Origin of the sequence: Croceicoccus sp. YJ47, assembly GCF_016745095.1 — a bacterium.
Lineage (GTDB): Bacteria > Pseudomonadota > Alphaproteobacteria > Sphingomonadales > Sphingomonadaceae > Croceicoccus.
Genome location: NZ_CP067087.1, coordinates 2,090,400 through 2,109,451, shown reverse-complemented (window position 1 = coordinate 2,109,451; position 19,052 = coordinate 2,090,400). Strand labels below are relative to the sequence as shown.

The window sequence follows — 19,052 nt, the reverse complement described above, 5'->3', positions numbered from 1 at the left end:
GGCTTGTGCGAAGGGATCAAACCGGCGCAAAGGCAGGATGTGACCCTTGCCAAGAAGAAACCGATCGTCCTGGGCGATGTCGAATTTGTCGCGATGCTCGCGATGATGATGGCGTTGCAGGCGCTGGGCATCGATACGATGCTGCCCGCGCTCGGCGAGATCGCGTCGGATCTGGGCACAAGCGACCCCAATGACCGGCAGCTCGTCGTCTCCACCTATCTGGTGGGCATGGGGATCGGGGCGCTCGCGTTCGGCTTCCTGGCCGACCGGTTCGGGCGCAAGCCCGTGCTGCTGGCCGGGATCGCGTGCTATTGCGCGCTGAGCTTCGCCTGCGTGCTGGCGGAGGATTTTGGCGTGATGCTGGTCCTGCGTTTCTTTCACGGGGTGGTGTCGTCGGCGGGCGGCGTGGTGGCCAATGCGGTCGTGCGCGACCGGTTCGAAGGCGACCGCATGGCGCGCACCGTATCGCTCATCGCGATGGTGTTCATGATCGTGCCGATCCTGGCCCCCACGGTTGGACAGGGGATCCTGCTCATTGCCGACTGGCGCTGGATCTTCGGTCTTCTGGCGGGATTGTCGGGCCTGATGTTCGTGTGGACCGGGCTGCGCCTGTCCGAAACGCTCGCGCCCGAAGACAGGCAGCAATTGCAGCCGCGCCGTATCGCGCATAATTTCCGCCTCGTGCTCACCAACCGCGATGCGCTCGGCTATGTCTTTGGCGCGATGCTGGTGTTCGGCGGGCTGTATGGCTTCATCAACATGAGCGAACAGCTGATCGGCGGGCATTTCGGACAGGGGCGGCGTTTCCCGCTGATCTTCGGGCTGCTGGCGGTGTCGATGGCGGCGACCAATTTCATCAACTCGCGCATCGTCGAACGGTTCGGCGCCCGCCCGGTCAGCCATGTCGCGCTGCTGATCTTCGTGGCGTCGGGCGGCGGGCAATGGGCGGCGGCGACGTTCTATCCCGATTCGCTGGCGCTGTTCCTGCCGTTCATGATGGTGAACATGGCGCTGATCGGGTTTCTCGGCGCGAATTTCAGCTCGATCGCGTTGCAGCCTTTTGCCCGTATCGCGGGCTCGGCCTCCTCGCTACAGACGTCGATCCGGGTGGGCGGCGGCGCGCTTCTGGGCGGAATCATCGGCGCGGCCTATAATGGCACGGCGCAGCCGCTGGGCGCGGCGCTCTTCCTCCTCAGCGCATCGGGCCTCCTGCTCGTGTTGATCAGCGAGAATTTCCGGCTTTTCCGCCGGCGCAGCGCAAAGATCGAGTTGGTCTGAACCCGCTTCAATCGGTGGCAAAGGCGAAGGGCACGCCGGTCTCGCGATTTTCGTCGGGGCGCATTTCTCGGCCGATCGGCGGCGCGGCGCGGGCGATACAATGCGGCCGGTGACACAGGTGACAGGCAACGCCGATGGGCGTCGGCGCCATGTCCAGCCCCCGTGCATAGACGAGCCGGTCGGCATGTTCCGCCGCGCAGGCCAGCGCCACGGCCCGCAGCGCACGCGGCGCATCATGCGCCCCGCCGCCCGCCGCCACGGTCCGCGCGATGGAAAAGAACCGCTGCCCATCCGGCAGTTCGAGCGATTGCGTCACCACCTGCCCCGGCGTGCGAAAGGCCGAATGCACGTTCCATAGCGGGCACGATCCCCCCGCCCGCGCAAACGGAAACCCCGCCCCGTCGAGCCGTTTGGACACATTGCCCGCCTCGTCCACGCGCAGGAAGAAGAACGGCACGCCTTCCTCCCCGCTGCGGCCCATGGTGGTCAGCCGATGGGCGATCTGTTCGAAACTGCATCCGAACAGGCGCGAGAGAATCTCGATATCGTGCAGATGTTCGCGCGACGCCCGCAGGAATGCGCGATACGGCATCAGCACCGCCGCGGCCCAGTAATTGGCGAGCGCGCGCCGGGCCATGCGCTGTGCATTCTCGCCGGTAAAGCGCCCCTCGGACAATTGCGCGGAAATCGCGGGTCGCGCCTCCAGCAGGGCGAGTTGCAGGGCGAGTTGATAGCGCCGCCCCGACACGTCGAGCCTGTCGGAAATCAGCACCTGTTCCCGGTGCCGGTCGTGCCAGCGCAGCGCGCCCAGCATCACCGCCGGATCGACGAAACGCACCTTGCGCCCGTGCGTGGTGCCGAGCCTGTCCACCAGCGCGGCAAGATCAGGCGCGCCCTTGCCCATTTCGCGCGCCGCCGCCTCCGCCGCCTCGTCCAGCAGGGGGAAGCAATTGCGCCGCGCGGCGAGGAAGGCGCGCGCCTCGCCCACCGGGTCGGGCAGGGTTTCATCGATTCCGTGGGCCTGCCGCTGCGCAAGGGTCATCTGCTCCTCGCTGAACGCGGTGTGGAGCCGCAGGAATGCCTCGGCAAAGCCGGGATAGCTCGTCGCGATATCCGCGATGTCGAGCGCGGGCAGGTCGATGTCGGCAAACATCGGCTCGCGAAGAATGCCCTTGAGCCGCTTGCCCAGCTCCTCGCTCCCGTCGTCGGCGAGGCTGGCGATGTCGATCTTGTACGTCGCGGCAAGGCGGAGCAGCAGATCCGCCGTCACCGGACGCTGATTGCGTTCCATCAACGCGACATAGGATGCGCTGATCTCCAGGTCGGCGGCCATGTTCGCCTGCGTCAGCCCCAGGTCGCGCCGCACCCGTTTCAGGCGCGGGCCCATGAACAATGCCTTGCGTGTCACGACGGTTCTCCCTGGCGGCGACGGCGGTTCGCCCTGTCCACAACCTTACAACAATACACGCGCCGTTTGTAAAGTTTGACATGGTGACACCGCACGCAATGTCGCCGTCCGCCCCATGTCGGCATCACTATGGACAGACACCAAATTCACCGAGGGATCGATCATGGGCTACCAGAACACAATCGCCGGATTGCAGGACACCATCACCGGCAATGGCGCGCCATGGGCCGCCATCGATGCGCAGAGCGCGGCCCGCATGCGTCTGCAGAACCGGTTCCGCACCGGGCTCGACATTGCAAGGCATACCGCGGCCATCATGCGCCGCGACATGGCCGCCTACGATGCCGATCCATCGCAATATACGCAGTCGCTGGGATGCTGGCACGGGTTCATCGCGCAGCAGAAGATGATCAGCATCAAGAAGCATTTCGGCAGCATGAAGGGGCGCTACCTCTACCTTTCCGGCTGGATGGTCGCCGCCTTGCGCAGCGAATTCGGCCCGCTGCCGGATCAGTCTATGCATGAAAAGACGAGCGTTCCCGCGCTGATCGAGGAGATCTACACCTTTCTGAAACAGGCCGATGCGCGCGAGCTCGGCATGATGTTCCGCGATCTCGACACCGCGCGCGAGGCCGGCGACACGGTCGAGGCGAAGCGGCTCGAACATGCCATCGACAATTACGAGACGCATGTCGTGCCGATCATCGCCGACATCGACGCAGGCTTCGGCAATGCGGAGGCGACCTATCTGCTCGCCAAGCAGATGATCGAGGCGGGCGCCTGCGCGCTGCAGATCGAGAACCAGGTTTCGGACGAGAAGCAATGCGGCCACCAGGATGGCAAGGTCACCGTCCCGCACGAGGATTTCCTGCAGAAGATCCGCGCAATCCGTTACGCCTTCCTCGAAATGGGCGTGGATGACGGCATTATCGTCGCGCGGACCGATTCGCTGGGTGCCGGGCTGACGAAGCAGATCGCCTACACGCAGGAAGAAGGCGACCTCGGCGATCAGTACAACAGCTTCCTCGATTGCGAAGAGGTCGACCCCGCCAATATCCGCAACGGCGATGTCTTCCTCAGCCGCGAGGGCAAGCTGCTGCGCCCGCGCCGCCTTCCGTCGAACCTGTATCAGTTCCGCGCCGGATCGGGCGAGGACCGCGTCGTGCTCGACTGCATCACCAGCCTTCAGAACGGCGCCGACCTGCTCTGGATCGAAACGGAGAAGCCGCATGTCGAACAGATCGCGGGCATGGTCGACCGTATCCGCGAGGTCGTGCCCAATGCAAAGCTGGTCTATAACAATTCGCCCAGCTTCAACTGGACACTGAACTTCCGTCAGCAGGTGTTCGATGCATGGGAAGCCGACGGCCGCGATGTGGCACCATACGACCGCGCCCGGTTGATGAGCGCCGATTACGACGCGACCGAGCTTGCCGCCGAAGCGGACGAGAAGATCCGCACGTTCCAACGCGACGCGGCGGCACGGGCCGGGATTTTCCACCATCTCATCACCCTGCCGACCTATCACACGGCGGCCTTGTCGACCGACAATCTGGCGAAGGAATATTTCGGCGAGGCGGGCATGCTGGGTTACGTCAAGGGCGTGCAGCGCAAGGAAATCCGCGAGGGCATCGCCTGCGTGAAGCATCAGAACATGTCGGGCAGCGACATCGGCGACGATCACAAGGACTATTTCGCAGGCGAAGCCGCGCTGAAGGCCGGCGGTGCCAACAACACCATGAATCAATTCGCCGCATAAGGCACAGCGAAGGAGAAAATATCATGACCGAAGACACCAAAACCGCCGAACGCCCCCGCGCGATTTTCTCGAACTCCGATTTTCCCTTGCTGAAGACAGCGGTTGCGGCCTATGCGCGCAATTGCGAGGATCCGGCGGAATCGCAGAAATACGCCAACCTGCTGCACCGGCTCGGCCGCGCGGGATAAGAGGGGAAAACCCCCACCGCACAGGCTGGATCCTCAGGGAGAGGATGCCCCCACCGTTGCACGACAGCGCGCGAACCACCCGGTTCGCGCGCTGTTTCATTTGGGGCGGCGAGCGATGCGCGGCGGATTATTTCGCCTTTGCATGAATTCATCGCTGACGAAGGCGGGCCGGATATGCTTTACGCAGGGGCGCACCCGGTTCGGGCACGAATGGCCACCGCGCCCGTTCGCTGTTCGACCGCCCGTTTCCCGCGCCCGCCACACACCGGCATCGCGGCGCCCAGATTCGAAAGAGCCCGACATGACCAGCCCCTCCCCCCTCGACCCCGCGACCCATCGCGATCTACGCGTGCGTACCGGCGCATCGGACGATCTTGGCGATGGGATCATGGCGTGCCTCGCCGTGCCGAGCGAGTTTCGCCGGGTACAGGATTGCTTCCCCATCCTTTTCCGCCTCGACATGGAACGCGACAGCTTCGATGCGATCGCCTTGTTCGGGTTCGAAGCGGGCGAGAACCTGTTCGTCGAAAACGGCGAATGGGACGCATCGTACAAACCGCTCGCCATGGACGTACAGCCGTTCCTGATCGGGCGGTCGGGCGATGGCGAGGATCGCGACGAGTTGCAGGTCGACCCCGCCCATCCTCGCATCGCCGGCGCGGACGAGGCACAGGGCGTGCGCGTGTTCGAGGACGATGGCGCGGCGACCCCGTTCCTGGAATCGGTGCGCGAAAAGCTTGCGGCGCTCGACGCGGGCTATCGCGATTCGTCGGGGTTCTTCGATGCGTTGCGGCGGCACGACCTGCTCGAACCGTTCACGCTCGACATCACCTTCGCCGATGGCAGCGTGCAGCAGCTGGACGGCTATCACGCCATTAACGAGGAACGCCTGCGCCTGCTCGACGGGGCGGGGCTTGGCGGGCTTCACATCGACGGCCATCTCGAACCGCTGTTCATGGCACTGGCGTCGCTGTCGCGGATCGGGGCGCTGATCGACCGGCGCAATGCGCGGATCGCGGTAGGCTGAGGCTGTGGCAGGTGGGGCACGCGGCACCCGCGCGCCCCGTCTACCCCATCACGGCGCGGGCGTTTCCACCGCGCCGAACCCGCCGCCCAGCGCGACGAACAGGTTCACGTCGTTCTGGTAAAGCGCGCGCCGGGTGGACAGCAATTGCTGCTGCGCCGAGAACAGGCTGCGTTCCGCGTCCAGCACTTCGAGATAATCGGCCACCCCTTCGCGATAGCGCAGCCGGGCGATGCGCGCGATCCGCTGCTGCGCCGCGACGCCGCGCTGCAACGTCTCGACCTGCTCGGCGAGATAGCGGCGCCCGGCGAGCCCGTCCGACACCTCGCGGAACGCGGTCTGCACCGTGCGGTCGTAGGTGGCGAGCAGCTCCGCCTCCGTCGCGCGGGCAAGCGCGAGATTGGCATCGCGCTGTCCGTTGTCGAAGATTGGCAGGCTGATTGACGGCCCGAATGTCCAGGTGAGTGCATCGCCCGGATCGAACAGCCCGCCAATGTAGGCCGAGGCAAGCCCCGCCGTCCCGGTGAGCGAAATGCTGGGGAAGAACGCGGCGCGTGCGGCCCCGATGTCGGCCCGCGCGGCGCGCAGCGTTTCCTCCGCCGCGACGATGTCGGGCCGGGCGAGCAGCAGGTCCGACGGCAGGCCCGCATCGATGCGCACCGGCGCCGCCTGCTCGTCCAGCGAGAGCCCGTCGGGCAGCGACGGCGGCAGGCGCCCGCCCACCAGCACCTGCAGCAGATTGCGCAATTGCGCGGCGTTCAGCTCCTCCGCCGCGAGCTGCTGCTGCGCCGAGGTCAGCAGGCTCTCCGCCTGCCGGTACGGGAGGCCGGACGTCACCCCCGCATCGAGCCGGAGCGCCGCGATGCGCAAGCCTTCGGCCCGGCTTTCCACGGTCTGCTCGGCAAGCGCGATCTGCTCACCGCTCTCGATCAGCTCGAAATAGCGGGTCGCGACATCGGCGATGAGCGAGAGATAGAACGAACGCTGCGCCGCGACGGTGGACAGGTAACGTGCGCGCGCCGCCTCGCTCTGATTGGCGACGCGGCCCCAGAAATCGAGCTCGAACGCGCTCGCCCCGATGCCGATGTCGTACCGATCGATCGTGACGGAGCCGGAGGCCGGCGTGCCCGCGCCGACCGGCTGCGTCTGAAGCGGGATGCGGGTGCGCGTGGCCGAACCGGTGGCGACGACCTGCGGCAGGCGGTCCGCATTCTCGATCCGGTAACGTGCGCGTGCCTGCTCGATCCGCGCGGTCGCGGCGACGAGGTCGCGATTGTTTTCAAGCGCGCTCGCGATCAGCACCTGAAGCCGCGGATCGGTCAGATATTCGCGCCACCCCAGCCGCGAGGCCACGACCGTCCCGTCGGGGCGATAGGCATGGTCGTAACCTGCGGGCACGGCCGGTTCGGGACGGACATGTTCGGGTGCGAGATTGACGCAGCCCGACAATGCGCTGGCCGCAAGCCCTGCGATCAGAAGCTTTTTCATGCGCGTTCCTCCGCCGCTTCGGCATCGTGCGGCCCGGCCCCGACGGGTTTCTTCCGGCTGATGTAGCGCCGCACGAGCAGGTAGAGCACGGGGATGAGGAAAATGCCGAGCGCGGTGGCGAAGATCATGCCGCCCATGACGCCCGTGCCGACCGCCTGCCGGCTGGCAGCGCCAGCCCCCGACGACAGCACCAGCGGCACCATGCCGAGGATGAACGCGAGCGAGGTCATGATGATCGGGCGCAGACGCAACCGGGCCGCGGCCTTCACCGCGTCCAGCGGCGATTTGCCCGCCTCTTCCTCCTCGATCGCGAATTCCACGATCAGGATCGCGTTCTTGGCCGCAAGGCCGATGATGGTGATGAGGCCGACATTGAAATAGATGTCGGCGCTATAACCGCGGACCCAGGTGAAGATCACCGCGCCCAGAATGCCCATCGGCACGATCAGCAGCACCGAAACCGGCACCGCCCAGCTTTCGTAGAGCGCGGCGAGCAACAGGAACACGATGAGCGCGGAAAGCCCGAGCAGCAGGCCGATCTGCCCCGATGCCTGCTGTTCCTCGAACGACAGGCCGGTCCATTCGTACCCGATCCCGTCGGGCAATTCCTGCGCCAGCCGCTCCATCTCGGCGAGTGCGGCACCCGAGGCATAGCCCTCCGCCGCCTCGCCCGAAAGCGTCATCGCGGGATAGCCGTTGTACCGGGCGAGCGCGGGCGGCGCCGCGGTCCAGGTCGCGCTGGCAAAGGCGCTGAACGGGACGAGGTCGCCCTGTGCATTGGGGATGCGCAGCGCCAGAATGTCCTCAGGCGAACGGCGGCTGTCGCCTTCGGCCTGCGCGAGCACCTGCAGCACGCGGCCCTGCCGGTTGAAATCGTTGACATAGGCCGAGCCGAAATTGATCGCCAAAGCGTTGTTCACGTCGCTCATGGAAAGGCCGAGCGCACGAACCTGCAACCGGTCGATGTCGAGCGCGACCTGCGGAGCGGGTTGCTGGTCCTCGGGCCGCAGATTGGCGATGACCGGGCTTTGCGATGCGGCGGCGAGCAGCTGGTCCCGCGCCGAGGTCAGCACGTCCCGGCCAAGTCCGGCGCGATCCTCCAGCTTCATGGAAAAGCCACTCGCATTGCCGAGCGCGCTGATCGGCGGCGGCTGCACCGGAAAGGCCAGCGCATCGTCGATCGTCATCAGGAACCCGCCCAGCCGTTCGGCGATGGCCGCCGCGGAATGTTCGCCGCCGCCCCGCTCGCTCCAGTCCTCGAACACGGCGAACATCATCGCGTTGTTCTCACCCTGGCCGAAAAAGCTGAAACCGTGGATCGTGATGACGTCGCGGACCTCCTCCTGCTGAGCCCAGAAATCCTGGATCCGTTCGACCGCGGCATCGGTCCGCTCCGCCGTACTGCCGGCAGGCGCCTGCACCACGGTAATGAGATAACCCTGATCCTCCGTCGGGAGGAAACCGCCCGGAAGGCGCGTGAACAGGAACGCCGTCACCACCACCAGCGCGCCGAACGCGGCCAGTGCCCGCATGGGCCGCGACAGGATCTTGTCATTGGTGCGGGTATAGCGGCGCGTGGTCCTGTCGAACCAGCGGTTGAATTTTTCGAGCATCCGGCCCGCGGGGGCCGTGACCCGCCGAACCTGCCCGCGCCAGCCGGGGGGTGCATCCTGCGTGTCGTAGGCCGCATTTTCTGCCGACCCGTTGCGCCCCGGTTTCAGGAAGTGTGCACACAGCGCCGGCGTCAGCACGAGCGCCATCACGGCGGAGAAGAAGATCGAGATCGCAAGCGTGACGGCGAATTGCCGGTAGATTCCGCCCGTCGATCCGGGAAAGAACGCCATCGGCACGAACACCGCGACCAGCACGAGCGTGATGCCGATGATGGCGCCGGTGATCTGGTCCATCGCCTTGCGCGTGGCGGGAATGGGGTCGAGCCCTTCCTCGTGCATGATGCGTTCGACATTCTCAATCACGACGATGGCGTCGTCGACCAGGATACCGATGGCCAGCACCATCCCGAACAAGGTCAGCACGTTGATCGAGAACCCGAACATCAGCAATCCGGCACAGGCGCCCGCGAGCGCGATCGGCACGACCAGCGTCGGGATCATCGTCGCGCGCCAGTTCTGAAGAAACAGGAACATCACGAGGAAGACGAGGATCATCGCCTCAACGAGGGTCTTGACCACCTCCTCGACCGAGAGGGCGACGAACGGCGTCGTGTCATAGGGGATCGACCAGGCAACATCGTCGGGAAGGTTCTGCCCGATCTGCCCCATGCGGTCCCGCACGCCCTAGGCCGTGGCGAGCGCATTCGCCCCCGTGGCGAGCTGCACCGCCATGCCGGCCATCGGCTGTCCGTTGAGTTCGGCAACGCGGGTATAGCTCTGCGCGCCAAGTTCGACGCGCGCCACGTCGCGAAGCCGCACGGCGGCGGCCCCGGTGGTGGAGCGCAGGATGATGTTCTCGAACTCCTCGACGCGGGTAAAGCGGCCCTGCGTGCGGATATTGGCGGTGATCTGCTGCCCCTCCATCACCGGCGCGGCGCCGATGGAGCCGCCCGCGGCCTGGCTGTTCTGTTCCGAAATGGCGGCGACGACCTGGCTCGGCGCGATGCCGTAGGATGCCAGCGCATCGGGATCGAGCCAGATCCGCATGGCATAGGGCGAACCGAACAGCTGTACATCGCCCACGCCTTCGACGCGGCGCAATTCGTCCACGATCCGGACCGAGGCGATATTGCCAAGCTCCACCGTGTCCGTCTCACCCGATTTCGAGGTCAGCGCGAGGATCATGAGAAAGCCGGAATTGGCCTGACGCACGGTGATGCCCTGCCGGCGGACGGCTTCGGGAAGCCGCGCCTCGACCGTGGAGAGCCGGTTCTGCACCTCCGTCTGCGCGATGTCGATGTCGGTGCCCGATTCGAAGGTCAGCGTGATGCTGGCCGAACCGTTGGAGGAGCTGCTCGACGCCATATACAGGAAGCCGTCGACCCCGTTCATCTGCTGTTCGATGACCTGGGTGACGTTTTCCTCGAGCGTTTGCGCATCGGCGCCGGGATAGACCACCGAAATGGACAGCGACGGCGGGGCGACCGACGGATATTGCTCGATCGGGAGCGCGCGCAGGGCGATGAACCCGGCGAGCAGGATGAAAAGCGATACGACCCATGCGAAAACGGGCCTGTCGATGAAAAAGCGTGGCACCTGGGCTTACTCCGCCTGCGACCGGGGGCGGGCGGTGGCCGCGGCCCCGCCGCGTTCGCCGGGGACATCGGTGCGCGTCGCGGATGGCGCGGGGGTTGCGGGCCGCGGCGCGGGCGCGTTCTTTGGCGCGGGCGCGTTTTTCGGGGTGGGCGCGACGGGCATGCCGGGGCGCAGCTTTTGCAGATTGTTGGTGATGACCTCATCGCCGGGTTCCAGGCCGGACGTCACGACCCATTTGCCGTCGACCATCTCGCCCAGCTCCACAGGCCGCGCCATCACCGTATCGTCGGGCGATACGAGCAGCACGCTGCCCCCCGTCTCCCCGATGTTCACGACCGATTGCGGCACCGCGATGGCATTGTTGACATCGCCGACCCGGAAACTGCCGCGCACGAATTCACCGGGCTGCAACAGCCGGTCGGGATTGGCGAAGCGGGCACGCAGCGCGACCGTGCCGGTTTCCGCATCGACCGAGAAATCGAGGAAATCGACAAGGCCGGGCACGCCATATTCGGTTCCGTCGGGCAGGGTCAGGTACACCTCGATCTGCTCCCCATCGGCAAAGTCGAGCTCTCCCGAGGCGATGCGGCGGCGGATCGTCTGCAATTCCGATACCGATTGCGAGAATGTGACATAGACCGGGCTGACCTGCTCGATGCGGGTCATCAACGTGCCTTCCGCCTGGCTGACGAGCGCGCCTTCGGTCACCTGCGCGCTGCTCGCCCGGCCCGAGATCGGCGCGCGCACGGTGGTGTAGCCCAGTTGCAGCGAGGCGGACTGAAGCTGTGCCTGGATCTGTGCGACATTGGCCGCGGCCTCGCGCGATGCGGCCAAGGCGGCGTCGTATTCCTGCTTACTGATGGCGTTTTCATCGACCAGCGGACGGTAACGGTCGACGACGGCGCGGGCGTTCGCCGCGGTCGCACGGGCGCGCTGCAACGCGGCCTCGGTCTGATTATAGCTGGCGCGCAATTCGGCCGGGTCGATCCGGAAGAGCGGCTGCCCCTCGCGTACGTCGGTGCCTTCCTCGTAAAGCCGGCTCTGCACAATGCCGGTCACGCGGGCCCGGACCTCCGCCGTGCGGATGGATTCGACACGCCCCGGCAATTCGACGATGTTGGGCACGGCCTGCGCCTCGACAATCAGGGTTTCGACCGGGATCGCCTGCGGTTGCGGCGGGGACTCGGTTCCACACCCGGAAAGGGCCACGACGGCGGCGACGAGAAAGGATTTGATTTTCAAGGATTATGCCCAGCTATTGTGCAAATGCGAGATATGTAATACGCATTACATAAGAATAAGGCAATGGGGATCGTAAGGTGAACGAGGAGAATTGTCCGACAGGGTGCGAGGCGGGCGCCGTCGATGGCCGGCTGCGCGCCCGTCACGACGCCTTTATCGAGGCGGCGCGCGCGCTCTTTATCGAAAAGGGGTTCGAGGCGACGGCATTGTCCGATGTGGTCAAGCAGGCGGGCGGATCGCTGACCACGCTTTACAAGCTTTTCGGGAACAAGGACGGGCTGCTGGCCGCGGTGGTGCTTCGCGCGCCCAATTCCGGCGAGCAGATCGTGATATCGGTCGCGGCGCTCGATCTCGGTATCGAGGCAAAGCTTCGCATGCTGGCGCGGCAGCTGTCGGCCCACATGCTGGACCCCGCCACCATGGCGATATGGCGCATCGTGATCGCGCGCAGCATCGACGACCCCGCCTTCGGGCAGGCGTTCCACGAGGCCATTCTGAGCAAGTTGCGGACACGGCTCGCACAGCTTTTCACGCAGGTCGAGGCGGAGGGACAGTCATTCCGCGCGCCGCCTACGCTTCTCTCCCGCGTGTTCTTCAGCATCGTCTTTCACGAGGCGCAGATCGAGGCGATTACCGGCGGGCGCCAGCTTTCGAGCGGCGCGCTCGATCTCGACGATCGTGTCGATTTCTTCCTGCGCGGGGCGGGCATCGTGCCGGGCGGCGCGCCGACCCCCGGCGCAGGAGGCGCCCCCGATGATGACAGCGATGCCGCTTCGGGCTAAGGCGGCGAAAAGGTTTCATCCGAGAGGATCGCCGATGAAAGGAAATAATCCGATGCGTCTTGCGCTCGTTCCCCTGTTGCTCGCCACCGCCGCCTGCGCGGGGCACACCGTTCCCTCCCCCGCCACCGCACCCATCGCGCCCGCCGCGCCAGCCGCGCCACCCTCGGGCGGATATGCCCTCGATACGCAGCTCGGCAAGCTGGCCGTGATCGACATGGCGCCCGACACGGCGTTCCTGAATGCGGAGGAACGCGACGTCGTGAACCTCCTCATCCAGGCGTCGGACCTCATGGACGAGATCTACCTGCGGCAGCGCGATCCGAACAATCCCGCCGTGCGCGCCGCCATCGCGGCCAGCGACCGGCCCGACCGCGATCTCCTGCTCGAAATGTTCGACCGCAATTTCGGCCAGTATGACGCGATCGAGGAATTGCACCCGTTCTTCGGCGGCGCGCCGATGCCCGAGGGTGCGGGCTTCTATCCCGCCGACATGACGCGCGCCGAATTCGACGCCTATGTCGCGGCCCACCCGGATCAGGCCGACGCGCTGCGCAGCCCCTATACCGTCGTGCGCCGCGAGGGCGACCGGCTCGTCGCGGTGCCCTATTCGGTGGCCTATCGCGAATGGCTGGGAGCCGGCGGCGCGCCTGCTCGAACAGGCATCCGCGCGGACGAGCAACGCCAGCCTCAAACGCTTCCTCGCCCTGCGCGCGAAGGCGTTTCGCACCGACGATTATTTCGAGAGCGAGCTTGCCTGGATGGATCTGTCCGGCACGCCGATCGAGGTCGCGATCGGGCCGTACGAGGTCTATACCGACCGGCTGTACGGCACGAAGACCGCGTTCGAAAGCTTCGTGACGCTGAAAGATCCGGAGGAATCCGCCGCGCTCGACCGGTACAAGGGCTATCTGCGCGACATGGAAGCGAACCTCCCGATCGAGGATCGCTACAAGAATTTCAGCCGCGGTTTCGAAAGCCCCATCGCGGTTGCCGAACAGATCCATGGCGGCGGCGACAACGTGCCGGGCGTGCAGACCATCGCCTTCAACCTGCCCAATGACGAACGTGTGCGCGAGGCGAAGGGCGCGAAGAAGGTGATCCTGTCCAACGTGCTGGGCGCGAAATACGACCGCATCCTGTCGCCGATGGCGCCGCTCGTGCTCATGCCGCGGCAGGCCGGGATGGTCGCGCGCAAATATATGCAGCTCTCGACGCTGTTCCACGAATTGTCGCACAGCCTCGGGCCGGGCACGATTACCGTGGATGGCCGCCAGACCACGGTGAACGAGGAATTGCGCGATCAATATTCCGCGCTGGAGGAGGCGAAGGCCGACGTCATGGGCGTGTGGAACCTCCTCTACATGATGGAGCGGGGCGAATTGCCGGCGGCGGAAAAACCGCAGCTTTTCGCCACCTACATGGCCGGGATCTTCCGTTCGGTGCGCTTTGGCGTGCAGGAGGCGCACGGCAAGGGCGCGGCGCTCCAATACGGCTATCTCAAGGACAAGGGCGCCTTTGCCTTCGATCCCGGCTCGGGGCGCTTCGTCATCGACGACGCCGCGATGGAGGCGGGTCTGCGCGACCTGCTCCACGATCAGCTCATGCTGCAGGCGCGCGGCGATTATGCGGGCACGAAGGCCTTCTTCGACCGGTGGGCGGTTCTGGACGAACCGGCGCGGCGGGTGATCGGCACGATGGATGCGATCCCGGTCGACATCGTTCCGGTGTATCCCGAACGCATCTGATGTGACCGGAAAAGCACGCGAGGCGCGCATCGTTCATCGCGGATACGGGGCGGTTTCGATATAGGACATCGGACCGGCCCCGTTCGCATGGCCCTTGCGGATGGCCCCGGTGTCGCCATCTTCTGCGGCGGCGACGATATTCGCGATGGGACGTATGAATGATGGAACTGTCGGAAAACATGGTGCGCGACGCATCGCGTGGTGACGTGACGGATCGTGGCGGCATGGCGTCCGCCCGCGCGCGTCCGGTCATCGCCGACGATCGCGACATGTTGCGGCTCGCCGCGGCGCTGGCCCGCGATCTGGCGCGGCACGATGCGCGCATCTACTGGGTTGACATGCTGGGGTCCGCCTTCGTCGGCTATGCCGCGCTCTTCGGTGCGATCATGGTCGATGGCGTGGCGGCGCGCGTGCTGCTCGGTCTTGCCGCGATCCTCGCGCTCTATCGCGCGGTCAGCTTCATTCACGAACTCAGCCACATGAAGGAGGATTCCGTGCCCGGTTTCCGGCTGGCGTGGAATACGCTCGTCGGTGTGCCTTTGATGGTGCCGTCCTTCATGTACGAAGAGGTGCATACGCAGCATCACGCCCGCACCCGTTACGGCACGGCGGAGGACCCGGAATATCTGCCGCTTGCGCTGATGAAGCCGTGGACCTTGCCGTTGTTCGTGGTGATGGCGCTGCTGCTGCCGGTCGGGCTGATCCTGCGGTTCGGGGTGCTGGCCCCGTTTTCGGCGCTATTCCCGCCGGTGCGGCGGTTCGTGCGCGAACGGTTTTCCGCACTCGCGATCAATCCCGCCTATCGCCGCCGCGCGCCGCGGACACGCTGCGCCGCCGGTGGATCGCGCTCGAAACAGCGGCCTGCCTTTGGGCCTGGGCGCTTATGGGGAGCGTGTTCGTTTTCGGGTGGGTGCCGCTCGCCTGTTTCCTCGCCGTGCATTCGGGGATCAGCGTGCTCAACCAGCTGCGCACGCTCGTCGCGCATCTGTGGGAGAACGAGGGCGAGGCGCTGTCCGTGACGGCGCAATATCTCGATTCGGTGAATGTCCCACCGCCCAGTGCGCTGGCCCCGCTGTGGGCGCCGGTGGGCTTGCGCTATCACGCGCTGCATCATCTCCTGCCGAGCGTGCCCTATCACAATCTCGGCCGCGCGCACGCCCGCATGGCACGCGAGCTGGAGGCGGCCTCGGTCTATAACAGGGCGAGCTATCCCGGCATGATGCCGCTCGTCGGGAAGATCGCGCGCAGCACGATGCGGCCTGTGCGCTGACGCCCCGCCGCCGCGGGCGGGCCGGGCTGGGCACAAGTCCACTGGACAAGCGACGCGCGTGCGGGCCATAGCGGCCCGCATGCACGACATTCGCCTGATCCGGGACAATCCTGAACAATTCGACGCCGCCCTCGCCCGCCGGGGGGCCGGTCCCGCCGCCGCGCAGATCCTCGCGCTCGACGAGGAACGGCGCAAGGTGACCACCGCGATGCAGGACGGGCAGAGCCGCCGCAACGAGGCGTCCAAGGCCATCGGCAAGGCGATGGGACAGGGCGACACCGAAACCGCCGAACGGCTGAAGGCGGAGGTCGCCGCGCTCAAACAATCGCTGCCGCAGATGGAGGCGGAGGAGCGGGCGCTCAGCGAGCAGCAGGCCGCCATGCTTGCAGCGCTCCCCAACCTGCCCGCCGACGATGTCCCCGCCGGTCAGGACGAAAGCGACAATGTCGAGCTTTCGCGCCACGGCACCCCGCGCGCATTCGCCTTCACCCCGCGCGAACACGCCGATTTCGCCCCCGCGCTCGGCATGGATTTCGAAACCGGCGCGGACATTGCCGGCGCGCGTTTCACCTTCATGCGCGGACAGATGGCGCGGCTGAACCGGGCATTGGGTGCCTTCATGCTCGACATGCAGACCGCCGCGGGCTTCACCGAATGCGCGCCGCCGCTGCTCGTCCGGGACGAGGCCGTGTTCGGCACCGGCCAGCTCCCCAAATTTTCGGAGGATCTGTTCCAGACCACCGATGGCCGCTGGCTCATCCCGACGGCGGAGGTATCGCTGACCAATGCGGTGCGCGACCGCATCGTCGAGGCGGATGCCCTGCCCATCCGCATGACCGCGCTCACCCCCTGTTTCCGGTCGGAGGCAGGTTCGGCGGGGCGCGACACGCGCGGCCTCATCAGGCAGCACCAGTTCGACAAGGTGGAGCTCGTCGCGATCACCGCGCCCGATGCGTCGGACGCCATGCACGAGGCCATGACGCAGGCGGCAGAGGCGGTGCTCCGCGCGCTCGACCTGCCCTATCGCAAGATGTTGCTGTGTGCGGGCGACATGGGCGCCACCGCGCGCAAGACCTACGATCTGGAGGTCTGGCTCCCGGGACAGAACGCCTATCGCGAGATTTCCTCGATCAGCAATTGCGGCGCCTATCAGGCCCGCCGGATGAACGCCCGTTTCCGCCCCGACGGTGCAAAGAAAACGGAATTCGTCCACACGTTGAACGGGTCGGGCCTCGCGGTCGGGCGCACACTCGTGGCGATCCTCGAAAACGGACAGCAGGAGGACGGATCGGTCGTCCTGCCTGACGCGCTACACCCCTATACCGGCGGCATGACGAAACTGGAGATCGAAGGCTGATGCGCATATTGCTCACCAATGACGATGGCATTCATGCGCCGGGACTTGTCGTGCTGGAACGCATCGCGCGGCAATTGTCGGACGACATCTGGATCGTCGCCCCGGCGGAGGAACAGTCGGGCGCGGGCCATTCGCTCACGCTCAACCGCCCGGTGCGGCTGCGCCAGCATGACGAGCGGCGCTTTTCGGTCAGCGGCACGCCCACCGATTCCGTCACGATGGCGCTGCGCAAGGTGATGCCACAGAAACCCGATCTCATCCTGTCCGGCGTCAATCGCGGCGCCAATCAGGGCGACGACATCACCTATTCCGGCACCGTCTCCGCCGCGATCGAGGGTACGCTCGCCGGCATCCGCTCCATCGCGCTGTCGCAGATCTATGCCAAGGGCACGGGCGGCGACGTATCGTTCGACGCGGCGCAGCAATGGGGCGCGCGCGCGCTGCGCCGCTGCTCGACATGGAGTTTTCCGAACGCACGCTGGTCAATGTGAACTTCCCCGCCCGCCCCGCCGACGAGGTGGAGGGCATTCGCGTCGTGCGGCAGGGGTTCCACGATTACAGCCGCGGTACGCTGGTCGAAAGCGTCGATCCGCGCGGCTTTCCCTATTTCTGGTTCGGGCTGGAATCGGTGGAGCATACGCCGGGCCACGAAACCGATCTCGAGGCGGGGGAGGACGGGTTCATCGCCGTCACCCCGTTACAGCTCGACCTGACGCATTATCCCTCGCTCGAACGGCTGCACGAACGGTATCGGGACGACAGCTGATCCGATGATGCCCCCTGCCCGCCCCGACCGGCCCAAGATCCACCAGCCGCTTCGCCGCAGGGTGAAGGTACCGGTGTGGGCGGATGCGGGCATTCGGGTGTTCGCGGCGGTGTTCCTCGTCTTTGCCGTGGTCATGATCCATTGGTGGGACCGCAACGGGCTGGTGGACAATGTCGATGGCGAGGTCAGTTTCCTCGACGTCGTCTATTTCACCATGATCTCGATCACGACGACGGGTTTCGGCGATATCGCCCCGGTGTCCGACCGTGCCCGCCTGGTCGAGGCGGTGATCGTGACGCCGATCCGCTTTGCCGTGCTCTTCATCTTCGTCGGCACGGCGTATAATTTCATCATCAAGCGAAGCTGGGAGAAATGGCGTATGGCCCGAATTCAGGACCGGCTGACCAATCATGTCGTGGTCTTGGGCTTTGGCGTGTCGGGTTCGGAAAGCGTGCGCGAGCTGATCGCGCGGGGGACCGATCCCGATTGCATCGTCGTCATGGACCCGGACGAGGAACGGCTGAAACTCGCCGAACAGATGGGCTGCAACGTGATGAACGCGGATGCGACCCGCGACGAATCGCTGCAGGACGTGCGGATCAATCAGGCATCCACGGTGCTCGTGTCCGCCGGGCGCGACGACGCGTCCATCCTCATCGTGCTGACCGTGCGGCATCTGGCGCCCGACGTGCCGATCACGGTCGTGGTGCGGGCAGGCGACAACGAATTGCTCGCCCGGCAGGCAGGCGCCACCAACGTGCTGAACCCCGTGCGGTTTACAGGCTTGCTGCTCGCCGGGTCCGCCAGCGGGATGCATGTCGCGGATTATCTCGCCGATCTCGCCTCGGTGCAGGGGCGCGTGCAGTTGGTGGAACGCGCCGCCCGGCAGGAGGACGTGGGCAAGCCGCTACGAAACCTGGGCTCGGGCAGCATCGGCGTGCGCCTCTACCGCGCGGGCGAAGCCTATGGCTATTGGCAGCCGGAGGCCGAATCGGTGCAGATGGGCGACATGATCGTCGTCATCAAACCCACACCCGACCAGGGACCGGGCATCCTGTAACGCCTAGCTGCGAAGCCAGAACACCAGCCCCATCGCGAGATAGGCGAGGAACCAGAACCCCGCGTCGATGAACGCGATCGGCCGCGGATTGCGTTGATGCAGGTAATTGGTCCACAGCGCGGGAATGACGAAGGCGATCGCGACCCCGCCGCTCATCATCGGGTAAAGCCACCATTTCGCCGGGTCGATCCGTGCGAACATATGGCCAAGCATGGATGCGGAAACGAGCACCAGAACGAAAGTGCCGAGCACGGTGACGAACGGCCTGCGCCGCAGTTCCAGCCCGCCCGGCCCGGCCCGCCGCACCAGCGGGCGTGCGAAGACCCGGTACCATCCCGCCGCGACCGCCATCACGGCCAGAGCGGCCAGAAACACCGCGAACCAATCTACCGGACCCATTCAATCTCCCGCCTTCTGCGCGTGACGTGTTACCGCATCCCGCCGCGCTAGACCACAGGACAACACATATTAAGTTC

Annotated in this window: 12 protein-coding genes and 3 pseudogenes; 10 read left to right on the top strand and 5 right to left on the bottom strand. The window is 65.9% G+C overall.

The genetic code is table 11. The features are described 5' to 3' along the window. The first annotated feature begins 3 nt into the window (after nt 1-3). Nucleotides 4-1,278 (top strand): multidrug effflux MFS transporter, encoded by a 1,275-nt coding sequence (locus tag JD971_RS10315; RefSeq protein ID WP_236672045.1) that lies wholly within the window; start codon nt 4-6, stop codon nt 1,276-1,278. 7 nt (nt 1,279-1,285) lie between these two features. Here the strand turns inward: JD971_RS10315 and JD971_RS10310 are convergent, their stop codons facing one another. Next, nucleotides 1,286-2,665, bottom strand: a complete 1,380-nt coding sequence (locus JD971_RS10310; protein WP_202087552.1) for a short-chain fatty acyl-CoA regulator family protein — start codon at nt 2,663-2,665, stop codon at nt 1,286-1,288. A gap of 184 nt (nt 2,666-2,849) precedes the next feature. Here JD971_RS10310 and JD971_RS10305 point away from each other — a divergent pair, with 184 nt between their 5' ends. The 3 genes from JD971_RS10305 to JD971_RS10295 all read left to right on the top strand — a co-directional run bounded on the left by JD971_RS10305 (nt 2,850) and on the right by JD971_RS10295 (nt 5,660). After that, complete coding sequence (locus JD971_RS10305; protein WP_202083162.1) at nt 2,850-4,445, top strand: isocitrate lyase; 1,596 nt, start codon at nt 2,850-2,852, stop codon at nt 4,443-4,445. Between the two features lie 23 nt (nt 4,446-4,468). Continuing rightward, entirely contained in the window at nt 4,469-4,633 is a 165-nt protein-coding gene (locus tag JD971_RS10300) for a hypothetical protein (protein ID WP_202083160.1), read from the top strand. 301 nt (nt 4,634-4,934) lie between these two features. Continuing rightward, nucleotides 4,935-5,660, top strand: coding sequence for a SapC family protein (locus JD971_RS10295; RefSeq protein WP_202083158.1), 726 nt, complete (start codon nt 4,935-4,937; stop codon nt 5,658-5,660). A 48-nt stretch (nt 5,661-5,708) separates the two neighbouring features. On the opposite strand, the gene JD971_RS10290 is transcribed toward JD971_RS10295, so the two are convergent. The 3 genes and pseudogenes from JD971_RS10290 to JD971_RS10280 form a co-directional block, all read right to left on the bottom strand. Continuing rightward, nucleotides 5,709-7,145 (bottom strand): efflux transporter outer membrane subunit, encoded by a 1,437-nt coding sequence (locus JD971_RS10290; protein ID WP_202083156.1) that lies wholly within the window; start codon nt 7,143-7,145, stop codon nt 5,709-5,711. Beyond that, nucleotides 7,142-10,354, bottom strand: a pseudogene (locus JD971_RS10285) (multidrug efflux RND transporter permease subunit). The gene JD971_RS10290 and the pseudogene JD971_RS10285 overlap by 4 nt, the downstream one beginning before the upstream one ends. A gap of 6 nt (nt 10,355-10,360) precedes the next feature. Beyond that, complete coding sequence (locus JD971_RS10280) at nt 10,361-11,596, bottom strand: efflux RND transporter periplasmic adaptor subunit (protein WP_202083154.1); 1,236 nt, start codon at nt 11,594-11,596, stop codon at nt 10,361-10,363. Between the two features lie 77 nt (nt 11,597-11,673). On the opposite strand from JD971_RS10280, the gene JD971_RS10275 reads away from it, so the two are divergent. From JD971_RS10275 to JD971_RS10250, 6 genes and pseudogenes are all read left to right on the top strand, one after another. After that, a complete protein-coding gene (locus JD971_RS10275) occupies nt 11,674-12,378 on the top strand; it encodes a TetR/AcrR family transcriptional regulator (protein ID WP_202083152.1) in 705 nt (234 codons plus the stop codon). Nucleotides 12,379-12,893: 515 nt separating this feature from the next. Further along, complete coding sequence (locus tag JD971_RS10270; RefSeq protein ID WP_236672044.1) at nt 12,894-14,123, top strand: hypothetical protein; 1,230 nt, start codon at nt 12,894-12,896, stop codon at nt 14,121-14,123. Nucleotides 14,124-14,347: 224 nt separating this feature from the next. Further along, nucleotides 14,348-15,393 (top strand): annotated as a pseudogene (locus JD971_RS10265) (fatty acid desaturase). 79 nt (nt 15,394-15,472) lie between these two features. Beyond that, nucleotides 15,473-16,750 (top strand): serine--tRNA ligase, encoded by a 1,278-nt coding sequence (serS, locus tag JD971_RS10260; protein WP_202083150.1) that lies wholly within the window; start codon nt 15,473-15,475, stop codon nt 16,748-16,750. Continuing rightward, a pseudogene (gene surE / locus JD971_RS10255) lies at nt 16,750-17,516 on the top strand (5'/3'-nucleotidase SurE). Before serS ends, surE begins: the two are co-directional and overlap by 1 nt. Before the next feature lie 4 nt (nt 17,517-17,520). Beyond that, nucleotides 17,521-18,576: a TrkA family potassium uptake protein gene (locus tag JD971_RS10250; protein ID WP_371809578.1), complete on the top strand. Its 1,056-nt coding sequence runs from the start codon at nt 17,521-17,523 to the stop codon at nt 18,574-18,576. 3 nt (nt 18,577-18,579) lie between these two features. Here the strand turns inward: JD971_RS10250 and JD971_RS10245 are convergent, their stop codons facing one another. Then, nucleotides 18,580-18,975 (bottom strand): DUF1761 domain-containing protein, encoded by a 396-nt coding sequence (locus tag JD971_RS10245; RefSeq protein ID WP_202083148.1) that lies wholly within the window; start codon nt 18,973-18,975, stop codon nt 18,580-18,582. Between the last annotated feature and the right edge of the window lie 77 nt (nt 18,976-19,052).